Genomic DNA, 15,456 nt, shown 5'->3' on the forward strand with positions numbered 1-15,456 from the left:
TCCTCTTTGAAGTATTTATTTTGTTTTTGTAAGTAAATAAAGAAAATACGGTGCTCCTAAAGCTGCCACTACTACACCAGCTGGAATAGAATTTGGCTCGAATATAGAACGACCTATCGTATCTGCTAGTACTAAAATAATCATTCCGATAATGCCAGCTAGTGGAAGGAAATGTTGATAGGTACTACCTACTAACTTTCTTGCAATATGCGGAGCAACTAAACCGATAAACCCAATTCCCCCTGCCATCGATACACTCGCGCAAGATAATCCAACCGCTGTAGCTAAAAGAAGTAACCGTTCTTTTTGAACAGAAACACCAAGTCCTGCTGCCACACTATCACCTAGTGACAATGCATTTAACGTTTTAGATTTTAGCCATGCATACGGGGTTAGTATGAAAATCCAAGGTAATAATGCTAGGACATGAATCCAATCCCTTCCCCACACGTTACCAACTAACCATCTAGAAGCGAATGTATATGTCTCATCATTTAACTTGAGGGAGAAAAATAACGAAATCGCACTAAAGCCAGCTGAAACAGCAATACCAACGAGAATAAGTCTAATAGGAAGTAAGCCTTGTGATCGATCACTCGCAAGTATAATAATTAAAAATGCAGCTATTACTCCCCCACCAAATGTAAATAACGGTATTAAAATCGATGCATTCTCATTAATCGAATGAAAGAAAGTAACGAATATAATTAGCCCGAAAGATGCACCTGAATGTAATCCTAAGATACCAGGGTCTGCAAGTGCATTACGTGATAATCCTTGTAAAATCGCACCGGAAATCCCAAGCCCAATACCAGCTAATATTGTGATTATAATTCTTGGCATACGATAATCGTATAGCACTGTTGCACTCTCAAAATCACCATAACCGAAAAGTGTTTGAATTACTTTAAGCGGTGCTATGCTTAGTGTCCCTGTATTTAAACTAATTAAAATGACAGCGATACTAATACAACCAAAAATTGTAGTTACAGTAATAGCTCTCTTTTTATCTGTGTTCAAAAGATCCTTCACTTATAGCTCCCTCCCAACTTTACGTGCTATATAGAGGAAGAACGGAACTCCAACAAGAGCTACCATAATTCCTATCGCAAGTTCTTTAGGAGGATTTACTGTTCTTGCCCCTAAGTCAGCTAAAACTAATAACATAGCCCCTAATAACGCTGACATAGGAATAATGAGTCGATAATTCACACCAACTAATTTTCTAGCAATATGCGGAATAACAAGTCCTACAAATCCGATAGAACCAACAGCTGAAACAGATACACCTGCAAGAATGACTACTATAATCATCCCTAGTATTCTCGTTCGGTTCGTTTTTACTCCTAAATTCGTAGCGACGTCATCCCCCATTGATATGAGTGAAATAGACCGCCCTATCACTGTCGCAAAAAGAATGGTTATGAGAATAATAGGAACTAAAAATTCCAAGTGTTCCCACTTAACCCCTGCAACACCACCAGCGTACCAAAAAGCTAAATCTTGACTTAAGTCATAATAAATCGCGACACCTGAACTTAACGAATGCAAAAGCGCGGCCATAACTGCCCCTGCAATCGTTAACCTCATCGGTGTTAATCCGCCTGATGTTGCTGATCCAATAATAAAAATGAGTACTGTACTTAAAACCGCTCCAATAAAGGAAACAATCATTAAATAGGAATATGGCATATGCGGGAAAAAGGCAAAACTAAGTGCAACTACAAACATCGCACCTGCATTTATCCCAAGCACACCTGCATCAGCTAAAGGGTTTCGCATTACTCCTTGCATAACTGCCCCTGCGACTGCAAAAGCTGCTCCTACCACTACTGCGCCAATTACCCTCGGGAGCCTTAATTCATAAATAATTTGGTGCTGCGTTACTTTCGGATTATAATCAAAAACCGCTGCCCATACAGTTTGCAAATGGATATCTTTTGCACCGAATGCAATAGCTAAAAATATAGATCCGATTAAACATAAAATTGTTAAGCTCATGAAACATATGAACTTAATATGTATCCAGCGATTATTGCCGGCATGTACAGCAGACTTATGTAACATGTTTCATTTCATCCTTTATATTCAGTTGTTTTTTATAATTACTTTTAATTTATAATTATTATTGATAATAATTATCATTTTCATTTAGATATTATATCCCCACTTTTTTTAAATAGCAAACTATTTTTTTACTTTGTTAAATATTAAAATACTTATTACGATTTCTATCCAAAACTTACAAATACATGCAAAATAGACTACTGGATTATTTTTAAAATTGTAGTATACTTAATCATTATTTTGAGTTTTCTAACAAAAATATCGAAGGTGACACAATGTTCTATATAAAACAACTACTATACTTCACTTACGAGCAAGCGTTATCTTGCTTATTCCCAGTCGTTATTTTTTTAACACTAGCCCTATCAAAAATCATTTCTATCCCAGGATTATACCGCTACGATTTCATACTCATCGTATGTCTTCTTATGCAGTGGATTATGTACAAAACTGGACTTGAAACAAAAGACGAATTAAAAGTAATTACTGTCTTCCATCTCATCGGCCTTCTACTAGAAATATATAAAGTACATTTCGGTTCATGGAGTTATCCGGAAGAAGCATATTCAAAAGTTTTTGGAGTTCCGCTTTACAGTGGTTTTATGTATGCAAGTGTTGCCAGTTACATATGCCAAGCGTGGAGAAGATTGCATTTACAAATGCATCATTGGCCAAGGGCTATTTTTGCAATACCTTTAGGAGCAATGATTTACTTTAATTTTTTCACACATCATTTTCTATATGACTTTAGATGGGTATTAACTTTACTATTATTCATCGTTTTCTTTCGGACATTTGTGGAATTTTCATTACGAGGCGTTACATATAAAATGCCACTCGTTCTCTCCTTTTTCCTTATTGGTTTCTTTATTTGGATTGCAGAGAACATCGCAACATTTTTCGGAGCATGGCAATATCCAAATCAGCGGGAAGCGTGGAATCTCGTTCACTTAAGCAAAATTAGCTCCTGGTTTTTACTCGTTGTTATTAGCATTATGATTGTTACACAACTTAAACATTTGAAGGCGTTGAAAAGATAACGCTGATTATGTAAAAACAGGTAGCCCATCACTCATTAAAAAGTGATGGGCTTTTTTACCTTCCTTATTAAAGGAGTTACACATTATGAGCTACTACTAGCAGAAGATGTCGCTGCAGATGAAGCGGCAATCGTTGCCATCATAGCTGCTTGTTGTGCTTGTATGAGGACTTCTATCATAGTTTGTAAACCTGTGTTGGTAGCTTTACTTTCCTCACCTTTCTGACTTACGAACAATTGAATAGCAATAAGAATATTCGCATCTGTATGCCAACGGAATAATTTCTCCCCCTGCAACTTTTCAATCAATGCTTTAATAGAATGAATCTCTTTTTCTCCATCCTCAAGTAACGCTAGTAGCCCAACTGCTGGATAATGCATCTGTTTCACTTTTACCTTTTCTTTTTTTAACGAATTCCATATGTTTGTACATGTTGCAACTAACATTTCTTCACGGACATCCTTCTTTAGTGAAAGAATGTGACTTAAAAACTGAAGATCATTCCCTTTACGCAAACCAGCTTTCGCTAGTTTCTGATACAGACGTTCCACTCGGTCCATAAGTGTTTCTACATTCTCTAATTGTCCTGCTAGTAAAACCGCGAGCGGATAATCATTTGTACCTGTAAGAAAAAGATGATCCTCTTTCATCCGTTTATATACTTGCATCGAACGCTGAATGTGCGTGCCATGCTGTTCATTTTCTTCTGTTAAAAGCACAGCTGCTGCGAGATAAGTAAATATACTCCGGCTAAAACCACCAGCGACTAATTGTTCATATAAATCTAAAAACTTCCGAAAAGCTTTCTTATAATCTGTAAAGTGAATATCTAAAGTTGCGGCTACCACAAAGCGATGATAAGACTTTAAGTATGAAAACATCCCCACCTGATTCTTAATATAACTACTAATTTCTAAAAAACCTCCAAGATCAAACAATTTATCACTACCTGTATACATAGCAGCAATCATCATACCTGTTCGAGAATCACTCGTTTTCCATTTTAGCTCTCCCTTTAACTGTCCATATGTATGTGTGTATTGCTCCAACTTTTGTTCTAATGTAATCATAGTATTCACCCCTATTTCTAGTTCTTCTCTATTATTATACTTATATTTCATACAGGTTTTGCAACCTTATTTCTGTATTTCTTTCAATATTTTTCTATTATGTAAAACAAATATAATAACTATATCTACTTTATCAGCATCAAGATTACAAGCGCTTACACCCCTTTAAGCTCAACGACAAAAAGGATAGATAATAAATTATCTATCCTTTTTGTCGTTATATTATTTCACAATACAGGTGTAATTTCGTTTTTTACATGCAATTACAACTAAAGAGCCTTAATAATACGCTCCATCGCCTTCATTTGCCCAATATGATCAGCTTCATGATAAAGCATCATACCGTAAAGCTCCCCTACTGTTTCCAATCCTAAAAATGACTCTGGCAGTTTATTTTCAAATGCTTCTGCTGGAATTTCGTTAATACGTTTCGCTTGTTCTTTTAATTGAGCCGTTAACACTTCTAACGATGGTCCTTCTGTTTTCCATTTAGATGGTCTTGATCCATATCCAAACATGCCTGGATATTCAGTTGGTAATTGTTTAAATTCTTTTCCAAACATGAAAACTTCTGCTGCCGTTAACACATGGCCGATATGCCAGCGAATTGTATTGTTAAAACCTTCTGGCTGCGTATCCACAGTTTTATCATCTAACGTTTCCATAAATTTAAGTAATGCCCCGCGCGTTATTTCAAATTGTTTTAAACCAACTAATCTATTCATTTGATCGTTCTCCCTCTTCATGTACCATTTATTATGAACTAAAAATGTTCAATTTATTAAAGTTTCACCTTGTTTAATCTATCAGAAACAATGAAGAAATACATCTAATATGCTTAGCAAAAATAATAAAAAGGTTCACCTCTCGTACATATAGAATTATTTACTACACAAATAGTTTAGTAAATAAAAGAGGAGTGTTAATTTCATGTTACATATTTTAAAACAACAATATAATCTTATTAGCTCTACAAGAGAAACCCTATTTTCGTTTTTGGAAGAAATCCCACTAGAAAAATTACATAACACTGTTCCAAATTTCGGGAGCGGTAGCATTATAAAGACGCATATTCATGTAGCCGATTGCTATCGATACTGGCTTGGATCATTTGCATTTAAGCAAAAGCGAGCAGATTTTTCATTTGCTAGTGATTATGAAATTGAGCATGCAGATGTAGAGAAAGTCCGTGCTAGATTTAAGTTAGTAGATGAGACTGTACAACGTTTTTTAGATGAATACAATGACCGCTGGCTCGAAAATATAGCAAATGAAGTAAAATGGCAAAAAGAACCTTGGAGCACAACACCGCTATGGCTTTTAACTCATACAGAGACACATGAATTTCATCATAAAGGACAAATTGTATCAATGGCTCGTCACCTTGGGTACAATCCTCCTGATACGGACCTTAGTTAATTCGATTGTTCTAACAAATGAACTACTAGAACCGTCGTTAACGTTGTTTATGTATACGGAAAGGCTCTTGATTCTTTTTGACGTTGTTTATAGTTTTACAATTTTTTTGCGGCACAAACCTGTATTATTTTTTAATTATGTTTGTGTCGTGTTCTTATTAATTAGTTTCATATCCATAATAAAATATATTAATATGTTTCCTTTTATTATTTCAGTTACCTAATCAATAAGAGATTCTTTCTTTTTATTACGACTTTATACACAATAAACACGAAAATTCCGAAAATAAAAGTTGAAAATACTGGTAACACTTTATCATTTGGCACGTACACACTCCAAAAAGAATTAAGAAGCGCATGGAAAATTAGACACATAAAAATACTTTTAGTTGCGTTATAAATTGTAGTTAATAAGAACGATATGGCAATTGTCGTAATTATAAAAGCTATAAAATCTCTTTGAGTTTGATTCGTGCCCGGAATAAACCATAACGGCCAGTGCCAAATAGCCCATATAAAGCTCACAATAATCGTACTAAAAAATGCCGAAAACCTTTTCTGAAGGGCAGGCTGTAAGAATCCTCTCCATCCGATTTCTTCAAGACCACCACCAACGATCATTATTGGAAAACTAAGCAATGCCACGTATAATGGTTTTTGCATCGTTGCTCCACCAAATATTATTGGCAGATAACAACTAATAAAAGCCAAAACAACGATTAGAATATACCATAAAAAATGATACTTAGGATTAACAATATTTTTTATAAACACTCTGAACTCTTCTTTTGATCCATATTTTTTCTTTAAGCTAATTGCAACGATTGCCGGCATGATTCCCCCAAAAACAAATACTATCATCGCTAGCGGTGTACCAAATGTCGTAATGTTAAATTTTATTAAGTTAATTAGTAGCCCCCATAGTATCCATGTAAATATTAAAGTGCACATTACGTATCGTTTAATTTCTTTTCCCATTTACTTGCCTCCTTTATTTTAATTACAGCATAAATTTGGATGAAAGAAAATATATTATGTTAAATTACCCCAAAAACCTAAAGGAACATCCACACTCCATCCAGCTTTTATGAGTGGACAAACTTCCCCTACCTACTTTGCTTCATTCGCGACTCGAATATGGTGTCTTACTATCCGTTAATCGGGAATAAACAAAAAGAAAGGGCTTATTTTGAAAAATGATCAAAACACGCTCTTTTAAAGTATCGATAAAATTATTTAGTTCTTGTTGAACCACGATGCAGATTAGTGGTACATACTTATTTTCTACTTAAACTATCTAGAAAAAACTCATGTTCATTTAAAAGTGGAATGAAAAACAATAATAATGATAATAACAAAAAGTTTAATGATATATTTTGTTGTGTATAAAACTTTTATCATTTGTTTTAGGTATACCATATCATTATAAAATTCACGTAACATTAAAGTAAGACTCATACTTTTCAAACAATACAACTCTTATCAAAAATATTTAGATACTCTATCACCAATCTTAAGGAGAAAATAATAATGAGATTAGAGAGTAAAAGGATTTATTTAAGACCTCTTTGTCAGCTAGATGCGCCTATTATATTAGAAAGTACAACGGATGATGAAATAAGGTATATGACTGGAACCAAGTCTACTTTTTCATTGGAGCAAATTAAAGCACATATAGATCATATAAATAATGATTCAAGTCGCTATGATTTCGCTATTTGTTTAAAAAGCACTGACGAAATGATTGGAGAGTTGTCGGTTTTAGATATCGATGAGGAGAACAAAAGAGCAGGATTCAGAATATCAATGCTTTCCATAGCATTAACAGGACACGGCTATGGAACTGAAGCTATTACAATTGTTTTAAAATTTGTTTTTGAACAACTATCATTAAATCGGTTACAGTTAGAAGTATTTAGCCATAATTTACGCGGAATTAAAGCTTATGAAAAGGTTGTTTTTTTAAAAGAAGGCACCTTACGTCAATCTTTATTTTATAACGATACATTCTCTGATGAAATTATTATGGCGATACTTGAAAGTGATTATAAAGATATGTCATTGTAAATAACTGTTCTTAAACTATTAACAACTTGAAAGAACCTTACCACAATATAATGTAGTAAGGCTCTTTCACTTTTATATCAAAATCAAATAACACTCCGAACACTTTTATACTAATATTAATACCAATTTCTCCACTCAATCCGTCGTAAAAAACTCCCTCGTCACATCAATAAATTGTTGTAACGGAGCTGTCATCCACTTATCTTTATGCCAAGCAATTTGTGTATAAATCGGTGAGATTGCATTTTCTACATGTAACTCTTTTATCGTCCCTTCTCGTATATCTTTTTCTACTACTATTGCTGGTAAAACTGCTATTCCTAAATCTGCAATAACACATTGTTTAATTGCCTCGACACTAACGAACTCAATTTTATTTGCTGGATACACATCTTCTGTACGAAATAGCTCTTCAAATAAAGTTCGGTACGAGCAACCAAGTTCTGTTAACAAAAGTGTTTCCCTCTCTAAATCTTTTATAGAAACGGAAGTTTGCTCGAGTAAATGATGCCCTGAAGCAGCTACTACTTTTAATTCTTCTTTCATAAGCGGCTCCACATGTAAAGCATCTTCTGTTTTACATTCGTCCAAAATAAAGGCAAGATCGACTTTTCCCTCCATCAATTGTTCCTTCGCATCTTTATTGGAATGTGCTGGTTTAAATATAAGCTTTATTTGAGGAAATTGCGCTTTAAACCTCTTTAATATAGATGGCAGCCTATATGTACATTGACTCTCTTGCGCACCGATTATTAACGTACCTGCTATTTCCTTATCATCTTTTACAGCCATTTTCGCTTCATTACTAAGTGCAATCATCTTGTCGGCATATAATTGAAACTTTCTGCCTGCTTCAGTTAAAAAAAGACGTTTTCCTAATCTTTCAAATAACGGCGTACCTAGCTCAGCTTCTAACGTTTTAATTTGCGCCGTTACGCTCGACTGAGCAAAGTTTAATTTCTTCGCAGTTTGTGTAAAATTCAAAGTATCCGCCGCTACTTTAAATGTAATTAATTGTTTTATCTCCATTTATCGTCCCTCTTTTCAATCGATATTTCCGATTGATTTCATCGAAATAATCCTCTTTGTCTATTGATATTTGTATTGTATGATAAAGAGCATCGACAAACAACAATAAAAATGGAGGTATTCCATATGAAGGCACTTTGTTTCGAACAATTTGGAAGTCCAGATGTACTACAATATAAAGAAATACATGATCCAATCATAAACCCAAATGAAATTCTTATCCGTACGAAAGCAATCGGTTTAAATTTCGCTGATATTTATAGACGCCGCGGTGATTATCATCTCGCTGGTAACCCCCCATATGTATTAGGTTATGAAGGGGCTGGCATTGTTGAAAAAGTAGGAGCTGACGTTACGAATATTAATCCTGGAGACCGTATCGCATTTGCTGACGTTCCATTTGCAAATGCAGAGCTAGTTGCTGTTCCATCTGAGAAAGCAATTAAGCTTCCAGATGCTATCACTTTTGAAACAGCCGCTTCTGTCTTATTACAAGGATTAACAGCACATTATTTAACGAAAGATAGCTATCAAATAAAACAAGGTGATATAGCTTTAGTACATGCCGCAGCTGGTGGTGTTGGGCAACTTCTTATTCAAATAATTAAACTACTAGGCGGAAAAGTAATCGGCCTCACGTCATCAAAAGGAAAAGCACAGATAGCTAGATTAGCTGGTGCTGATCACGTATTTTTATATACTAAAGCATGGCCTGCGAAAGTACTTGAAACAACAAACGGTGATGGAGTAAATGTTGTATATGAATCAGTAGGTTCTACATTAGAAGAAAGTTTTAGCGCTACTAAAACTGGTGGCACTGTCGTATTTTACGGGATGGCCGGCGGTAATCCTGCGCCTGTTGATCCGCGTATGCTTATGGATACTTCGAAAACTTTAACTGGTGGAGATCTTTGGAACGTGCTTACATCTTATGAAGAGAGAAAAGAACGCTCCTCTCAATTATTCGAATGGATTGCGACTGAAAAATTAAAGATCACAAGTTCTACTACATTCTCTTTACAAGATGGTGCCCGTGCTCATGAATTATTAGAGAGCAGAAAAAGTACTGGGAAGATTTTATTAATCCCATAATCGTTCCAATAACAAAAGGAAGCTAGAATGTATTTCTTTGCTTCCTTTTTAACGTTATTTATGTTCAATTTCGCTTCTTTTCAATAACCCTGTTATTTATATTTTTTCTGTCTACGCTTCTCTTTCTAGGCCCCTCATTTTTAAGTTTATGTAATAAACGAATCTAAATATTAAAGGAAAGAACAAACCTCCTGATATCAACGATCCAATAAATACAGTATCAATAAAAGAAAGAATCCCAAATAATAGCATTCCAAAAAAATAAAATACAACTGCACTCCAATAAATAAAACGTGGAAACTTAGTTTGGAAAGAATCACCTTTTTCACACGGTTTTCCAAATAACAAATGAACGAATTTAATCAACATAATCACTTCTCCATATAATTGTTAATATTCTTTTCTTCTTATAACTGAACATACATCACATACTATGTACCTTCTTTAAATTTTCCGACACCGAAGTTATTAACTATGTCGAATACGGTAGCCTTTTACTCATATATTTCATAAATGCAATTATATATTTTTATTTCAATACAAATCGTCTATCCCCTTTATCATGTTGCAATTCAAACAATACTGGATTACTAACAAATCTTTTTAGCAAAACATACGCCTCATGATCAGATATTTCATTAGGAATATTAATTCCACTAAATGATGTTGAGGTAATTAGTGTATGAAAATCGTATTTAAATTCATAATCACCAATATACGCTAGTGCCAATTTCCCTTTCCATTCAATTTGATATGTCTGCCCTTCTAATCTAGTAAACTTAATATTATGAAAGGCTGACGCATCATGACCAAGTAAATAAACGTCAAATGCAGTTAACTCTAAATCTAAGTCCTGCTGCTCATCTTCCGATAAACAATCAATTGCAAATCTTTTCCCATTTAGCGTATCCAAATTAAAAGGCGCCTCATCACTTCCTACACGAAACCCTTTAAAATCCCATTCTTCTGATGATAAAGTGCATCTATGGAAGTTGTTCCATACAATCTTAGCGTGCCAATCATCTTCTTCCTCATCCTCTTCATCTTCTTCATCCAAATCTTCCTCATCATAATCCGCGGTCTCTAAATGCAAATCAAAATACAAACCAGCCATACCATTTAACTCTTCTTCCTCTGCATATTTAAAATGTGCACTCCACTTAAAATTAACAATTCGATGACCATTAGGCCACGGGTTGTCCGCAAAATATATTCGATCCATATTCACACATTCCTTACTTTGTTTTATTTCTCGTATACTTACTTTAGATTCCGAGATGAAATGTAAGGCTGGACTAATGTCCCTCCAATACACTGCAAACTAATTTGTTGTTCCTACTCTCTAATTATACCATTACAATAATTTTCATAGTTCATATTTAACAGAATATTCCGTTTGAAATTAATGAATAATATACTGAAAAATAAAAAGGAAGCTAGATTTCTCTATCTTCCTTTTCTTACCTTTATATCTCTACACTTTCTTTCCCTTTTGCAACATAACTCATATCTCCAACAGACTCGACTGTGTATGTTCCGTCTTGATATACAATCTTCGTCACACTAGCATTTTCCACTCCAAGTCTTGTTTTGCTACTGTCTAGCATTTCAATTAATGCAGTAATCAAAAGCCCATGAACGACAACTAAAACGTTACCGCCACCATTTGCAGCAGATTCTTCACTAATTTTATCAATCTCTTCTTTTATACGAGTAGAAAATAATTCCCAATCTTCCGCCTGTTTCGTAGGGTCTGCTGCTCTAATAAGATTAATCACTTCTTGAATAGAAAACTTCATAAGTTCTTCTGGTGATGCAACACCTGCAGCTTTTCCAACTACATCCCACATATTTTCAAGTTTTTCACCTTCAAAAATACCAAAATTTAATTCTCGTAATTTTTTTCTTTTCTCAAGTTTTAACTTTGATTGCTCACTATATTTTAATACTAAATTAGCAGTTTCAATCGCTCGGCCGCTATCACTACTATACGCATTCGCAAAAGAAACATCTTTTAACCCTGTTCCTAAATTAGAGGCAACTTCCACACCTTTTTCTACTAACGGGGAGTCTGCCCAACCTTGCGCGCGATGATTCGTATTTAATATTGTTTTACCGTGTCTCGTAACATATAACGTAACTACATTCTCATCGCTATCTGTTTCTCGATTCTTCATTCTTTTCTCTCCCTTTACATTTCTATATCAATTTTACCATCTTAATTATTCATTTAGCAAAATATACGTAAGTGAATTTGCTAAATAAAAAAAAGCTATCTTTCTGTATATCTCTACAAAAAGATAGCATCTTTTATAATTACATTTCTTAACTGATATTCCTACTCAGCAAAAGCACTCGAATACTGTACAATTCCTTCTACACCTTGCAGAGCGTTCTCACTTAACTCCATCACCATAAATACTTCATCTGGCACTTCAAATGGTTCTTTTATATTCCCCTCACTTGCTTTCTTAAAGCCAAATTTTGGATAGTATTCTGGGTGTCCTAATACTACAACTGACCCGTATCCAAGTTCTTTCGCTTTTTCTAACGCAGCTCCAATAAGTTTTCCACCAATTCCTTTTTTCTGATAGCCCCTAGCAACTGAAACCGGTGCAAGTGCTAATGATTCTACAGAAGTTGCACCTTGTTTTATCTTTATTTTTGATAACAGAATGTGCCCAACAATTTCTTCATTTACCGCAACGATTGATAATTCAGGAATAAACGCGTCACATTTTCTAATACGACTCACAAGTTCATGTTCTGTTTTATCACTAAATTCTTCTTTTAAAAATGCTTGTTGTACAACTTCTTCTGTTTTTTTATAATCACTTTGTTGTTCTTGTCTAATCGTTACCATTTTAACTTATTCTCTATTCTTTCTTATTTCTTTTTGGATTTTACGAAGCGCTTTTTTCGATCCACGCTCAATATCATGTTGCATTTTTCTTTCTTTATAATCGACAAATAGTGTATTTAAATCGTATCCCTCTGGGTATAATTCTTTTGCTGCTACCTCTAACGTAATACGTTTTACATTCACTTCAACGAATTCACCGTTATAATATACAACGACGTTATAGAAATTATCTATTTCCTTATAGATGATACCAAAATCATCATAATCTAATACATTTACACGATCGCCGATTTTGTACTCGTAATGATTTTCTCTTTTTTCTTGCACAAATTTCGGTTTTCTAATTTTGCTTTCATTCAGTTTTTCAAAACGATATTCTTTATTTTCCATGTACTCTTTCGCTCTTTTCAATACATGTTCTCTTACGTTCATTTTATTTGCAATCCAAAGTGCATTACTTTCACCTGATTTTCCGATTACTAATTTATAAAGTGGTTCTAGTGTCTCACTATTAAATTGCATCGCTGCATTCATAAAATCATCATGCATTTCTGAGAATCGTTTAATTTCACCATAATGAGTACTCGCAACTGTAATACATCCCGCAAGATAAAACTCCTCTAAAATAGAAATTGCAAGTGCTGCCCCTTCATTCGGTTCAGTCCCGCTTCCTATCTCATCAAATAATAGTAGCGTATTATTATTTGACATCCTCATAATTTCAGATAGATTTTTCATATGAGATGAAAATGTACTTAGTGCATTTTCGATACTTTGATTATCACCAATATCTACAAATACATTTTCGAAAATAGCAATTTCTGTTTCTTTATCTCCAGCGATGTGCAGACCTGACATTGTCGCTAATGTTAGTAGTCCAATTGTTTTTAATACAATTGTCTTCCCGCCCGCATTCGGTCCTGTAATAATTAAACTACGGTAACTTTGACCGATTTCAAAGTGTAACGGTACTACTTTTCCACTTAAAAGCGGATGCTTACAATTTACTAAATGAATATAGCCATGATCATTTAATTTCGGCTCTATTCCATCGATTGATTTACTAAACTTCGCTTTCGCAAATACCATATCATATTGACTAATCAATTCCATATTAATTTTTATATGATAAATGTTTTCTACTACCATTCCTGATAAAGTCGCTAAAATTTGATACTCTTCCATCGCTTCTTCTGCTTTCAAACTTGCGAGTTCCGCATTTAACTTTGTAACCGTATGCGGTTCTATAAATACAGTAGAACCTTTAGCGGACGCTTCAACTATACTTCCCGCAACTTGATTTTTATAAGAAGATTTAATTGGAATCGTATACCTATCATCCTTCTTACTAATAAAGAACTCTTGAATATACTTCTTATTTGCACTACTATTTAAAAACTTCGTTAAGCGCTCCTTTATTTTTCCGTCTACCGAATCAATGTTATTGCGAATTCGTTTTAATTCCTTACTCGCAGCTACATCAATACTATTACCTTTAATGGAAAAGTTGATTTCCTCTTCAATACTTTTATATTCAGTCATTGAATTCGCATAAGAAGCTAATACTGGCGCAAAAAATTCTTTATCTAACATAAATTTTTTAATCTTTCTACAGCCGCGTAAAAAGTCAGAAACACTTACTAACTCTTCAGGATCTAAAATCATCCCTTTTTCTAATTTTTGAATTGTACTAGCAATATTTGAAATGCCAAAGAAAGGAACATGCCCCTCTGCATCTACTATAGCTCGTGCTTCTGTTGTTTCATTCAAACGATTCCTCACTACTTTTATACTCGTACTCGGCTCTAATTTATTTAATAATTCTTTACCTAACCCACTTACACAATAAGATTTCACTATATCCTTCAATTCATTATATTGTAACTTTTCAAAAGTCATCGTATTCATTTTGTTTCTCCTCACTATGATTGATTTTTATCATAAATGAAGATACCTACTCATTAGATTCCAATGAGTTCTACATGATTCATTTACCATTTTTATACATTCAAAAAATATACAAAAAAGCTGCGGGGATACCGCAGCTTTTACATTTACAAGGCATGTGTAATAACATATGAGAAAATAAGCCATAAAAAACGGATGGCACTCCCCTTATTACACGCTTTATAAAGTATTGTAGGTATCTTCATAGGTATCGAAATAAATCCATGACAAAATTAGGGGTATGATATACATAAAAATCCCCTGGTCTTATCCGATTTATTTCATTAAATTTTTCCTATTTAGTACCTACCGCACTCACAAAAAAGCACCTCTCATTAATTTATATTATAGTCATTGAAATCTAATTTACTGAAATCATCATACTATATGTTTTGTGATAAGTAAAGGTGTCAGACTATTCCCTTGCAGATTGTAAAGCTTTCGTATAATCCACCTTTTTCTCAAGTGTCTTTTTTGCCTCTTCAGCCGTTACTATATAATCTACCGGAATATGTAGTAATACATCCTTATTATCATTTGGCAACTGAATCATTATATCATCCACACTACTTTTACTATCTTCAATCGTTTTATTAAATTCCTGAATACTTCTCGCAACCTCCGCTTATACGAATGTCATTTACTTTCCCTAATACATTTAATAATTATGACAAGCAATCATAGGAGGTTACTATATGAGCGAACAATACATCATTTTACATGGGCCTGCTCTTGAACCAAATTTAATTGGTCCCACACTACCACCAATTCCACCATTTACATTTCCGACCGGACCTACTGGAATCACAGGACCTACTGGTGCGACAGGTTTTACTGGAATTGGAATAACTGGTCCCACTGGG

15 protein-coding genes and 2 pseudogenes are annotated in these 15,456 nt (G+C 34.2%); 5 read left to right on the top strand and 12 right to left on the bottom strand.

Annotation, left to right across the window (positions count from 1 at the left end; genetic code table 11):
* Window positions 1-15: 15 nt before the first annotated feature.
* Together GFJ36_RS18145 and GFJ36_RS18150 are read right to left on the bottom strand one after the other, a co-directional pair.
* Window positions 16-1,032: a FecCD family ABC transporter permease gene (locus GFJ36_RS18145; RefSeq protein WP_098230508.1), complete on the bottom strand. Its 1,017-nt coding sequence runs from the start codon at window positions 1,030-1,032 to the stop codon at window positions 16-18.
* Entirely contained in the window at window positions 1,033-2,067 is a 1,035-nt protein-coding gene (locus tag GFJ36_RS18150; protein ID WP_098230509.1) for a FecCD family ABC transporter permease, read from the bottom strand.
* 275 nt (window positions 2,068-2,342) lie between these two features.
* On the opposite strand from GFJ36_RS18150, the gene GFJ36_RS18155 reads away from it, so the two are divergent.
* Complete coding sequence (locus GFJ36_RS18155; RefSeq protein WP_098230510.1) at window positions 2,343-3,107, top strand: DUF817 domain-containing protein; 765 nt, start codon at window positions 2,343-2,345, stop codon at window positions 3,105-3,107.
* Window positions 3,108-3,190: 83 nt separating this feature from the next.
* Here the strand turns inward: GFJ36_RS18155 and GFJ36_RS18160 are convergent, their stop codons facing one another.
* On the bottom strand, window positions 3,191-4,228 hold the full coding sequence (locus tag GFJ36_RS18160; RefSeq protein WP_098230511.1) for a DUF4003 domain-containing protein: 1,038 nt from the start codon (window positions 4,226-4,228) through the stop codon (window positions 3,191-3,193).
* Between the two features lie 218 nt (window positions 4,229-4,446).
* The gene (locus GFJ36_RS18165; RefSeq protein WP_142314824.1) at window positions 4,447-4,923 is read right to left on the bottom strand and encodes a DinB family protein; all 477 of its coding nucleotides are present in this window, start codon (window positions 4,921-4,923) and stop codon (window positions 4,447-4,449) included.
* Window positions 4,924-5,107: 184 nt separating this feature from the next.
* Between GFJ36_RS18165 and GFJ36_RS18170 the strand changes: the two genes are divergently transcribed.
* Window positions 5,108-5,596, top strand: coding sequence for a DinB family protein (locus GFJ36_RS18170; protein ID WP_157349695.1), 489 nt, complete (start codon window positions 5,108-5,110; stop codon window positions 5,594-5,596).
* A 215-nt stretch (window positions 5,597-5,811) separates the two neighbouring features.
* Here the strand turns inward: GFJ36_RS18170 and GFJ36_RS18175 are convergent, their stop codons facing one another.
* A complete protein-coding gene (locus GFJ36_RS18175) occupies window positions 5,812-6,573 on the bottom strand; it encodes a CPBP family intramembrane glutamic endopeptidase (protein ID WP_098146446.1) in 762 nt (253 codons plus the stop codon).
* A gap of 552 nt (window positions 6,574-7,125) precedes the next feature.
* Here GFJ36_RS18175 and GFJ36_RS18180 point away from each other — a divergent pair.
* Window positions 7,126-7,662 carry a GNAT family N-acetyltransferase gene (locus GFJ36_RS18180; RefSeq protein ID WP_098230514.1) on the top strand — a complete coding sequence of 179 codons (537 nt, stop codon included), beginning with the start codon at window positions 7,126-7,128 and terminating at the stop codon, window positions 7,660-7,662.
* Window positions 7,663-7,797: 135 nt separating this feature from the next.
* On the opposite strand, the gene GFJ36_RS18185 is transcribed toward GFJ36_RS18180, so the two are convergent.
* Window positions 7,798-8,691: a LysR family transcriptional regulator gene (locus GFJ36_RS18185; RefSeq protein WP_098230515.1), complete on the bottom strand. Its 894-nt coding sequence runs from the start codon at window positions 8,689-8,691 to the stop codon at window positions 7,798-7,800.
* Between the two features lie 126 nt (window positions 8,692-8,817).
* Here GFJ36_RS18185 and GFJ36_RS18190 point away from each other — a divergent pair, with 126 nt between their 5' ends.
* Window positions 8,818-9,783, top strand: a complete 966-nt coding sequence (locus GFJ36_RS18190; protein WP_098230516.1) for a quinone oxidoreductase family protein — start codon at window positions 8,818-8,820, stop codon at window positions 9,781-9,783.
* Between the two features lie 111 nt (window positions 9,784-9,894).
* On the opposite strand, the gene GFJ36_RS29805 is transcribed toward GFJ36_RS18190, so the two are convergent.
* The 6 genes and pseudogenes from GFJ36_RS29805 to GFJ36_RS18220 form a co-directional block, all read right to left on the bottom strand.
* Window positions 9,895-10,152 carry a hypothetical protein gene (locus GFJ36_RS29805; RefSeq protein WP_087984067.1) on the bottom strand — a complete coding sequence of 86 codons (258 nt, stop codon included), beginning with the start codon at window positions 10,150-10,152 and terminating at the stop codon, window positions 9,895-9,897.
* A gap of 160 nt (window positions 10,153-10,312) precedes the next feature.
* Window positions 10,313-11,005 carry a hypothetical protein gene (locus GFJ36_RS18200; protein ID WP_087984066.1) on the bottom strand — a complete coding sequence of 231 codons (693 nt, stop codon included), beginning with the start codon at window positions 11,003-11,005 and terminating at the stop codon, window positions 10,313-10,315.
* Window positions 11,006-11,249: 244 nt separating this feature from the next.
* Complete coding sequence (locus GFJ36_RS18205) at window positions 11,250-11,960, bottom strand: histidine phosphatase family protein (RefSeq protein ID WP_087984065.1); 711 nt, start codon at window positions 11,958-11,960, stop codon at window positions 11,250-11,252.
* A gap of 161 nt (window positions 11,961-12,121) precedes the next feature.
* A complete protein-coding gene (locus GFJ36_RS18210; protein ID WP_098082271.1) occupies window positions 12,122-12,646 on the bottom strand; it encodes a GNAT family N-acetyltransferase in 525 nt (174 codons plus the stop codon).
* A 6-nt stretch (window positions 12,647-12,652) separates the two neighbouring features.
* Complete coding sequence (locus GFJ36_RS18215) at window positions 12,653-14,554, bottom strand: endonuclease MutS2 (protein ID WP_098082270.1); 1,902 nt, start codon at window positions 14,552-14,554, stop codon at window positions 12,653-12,655.
* A gap of 454 nt (window positions 14,555-15,008) precedes the next feature.
* A pseudogene (locus tag GFJ36_RS18220) lies at window positions 15,009-15,218 on the bottom strand (hypothetical protein); the annotation flags it as partial.
* Window positions 15,219-15,288: 70 nt separating this feature from the next.
* Between GFJ36_RS18220 and betA the strand changes: the two are divergent.
* Window positions 15,289-15,456, top strand: a pseudogene (gene betA, locus GFJ36_RS29810) (collagen-like exosporium glycoprotein BetA); the annotation flags it as partial.

This window comes from Bacillus sp. EE-W1 (assembly GCF_009760835.1).
GTDB classification, from domain to species: domain Bacteria; phylum Bacillota; class Bacilli; order Bacillales; family Bacillaceae_G; genus Bacillus_A; species Bacillus_A wiedmannii.

Coding starts and splice junctions, on each gene's coding strand:
- GFJ36_RS18185 (WP_098230515.1), bottom strand. CDS start 8,691: ATGGAGATAAAACAATTAATTACATTTAAAGTAGCGGCGGATACTTTG.
- GFJ36_RS18175 (WP_098146446.1), bottom strand. CDS start 6,573: ATGGGAAAAGAAATTAAACGATACGTAATGTGCACTTTAATATTTACA.
- GFJ36_RS18150 (WP_098230509.1), bottom strand. CDS start 2,067: ATGTTACATAAGTCTGCTGTACATGCCGGCAATAATCGCTGGATACAT.
- GFJ36_RS18180 (WP_098230514.1), top strand. CDS start 7,126: ATGAGATTAGAGAGTAAAAGGATTTATTTAAGACCTCTTTGTCAGCTA.
- GFJ36_RS29805 (WP_087984067.1), bottom strand. CDS start 10,152: ATGTTGATTAAATTCGTTCATTTGTTATTTGGAAAACCGTGTGAAAAA.
- GFJ36_RS18205 (WP_087984065.1), bottom strand. CDS start 11,960: ATGAAGAATCGAGAAACAGATAGCGATGAGAATGTAGTTACGTTATAT.
- GFJ36_RS18165 (WP_142314824.1), bottom strand. CDS start 4,923: ATGAAGAGGGAGAACGATCAAATGAATAGATTAGTTGGTTTAAAACAA.
- GFJ36_RS18190 (WP_098230516.1), top strand. CDS start 8,818: ATGAAGGCACTTTGTTTCGAACAATTTGGAAGTCCAGATGTACTACAA.
- GFJ36_RS18215 (WP_098082270.1), bottom strand. CDS start 14,554: ATGAATACGATGACTTTTGAAAAGTTACAATATAATGAATTGAAGGAT.
- GFJ36_RS18200 (WP_087984066.1), bottom strand. CDS start 11,005: ATGGATCGAATATATTTTGCGGACAACCCGTGGCCTAATGGTCATCGA.
- GFJ36_RS18170 (WP_157349695.1), top strand. CDS start 5,108: ATGTTACATATTTTAAAACAACAATATAATCTTATTAGCTCTACAAGA.
- GFJ36_RS18155 (WP_098230510.1), top strand. CDS start 2,343: ATGTTCTATATAAAACAACTACTATACTTCACTTACGAGCAAGCGTTA.
- GFJ36_RS18210 (WP_098082271.1), bottom strand. CDS start 12,646: ATGGTAACGATTAGACAAGAACAACAAAGTGATTATAAAAAAACAGAA.
- GFJ36_RS18160 (WP_098230511.1), bottom strand. CDS start 4,228: ATGAAATATAAGTATAATAATAGAGAAGAACTAGAAATAGGGGTGAAT.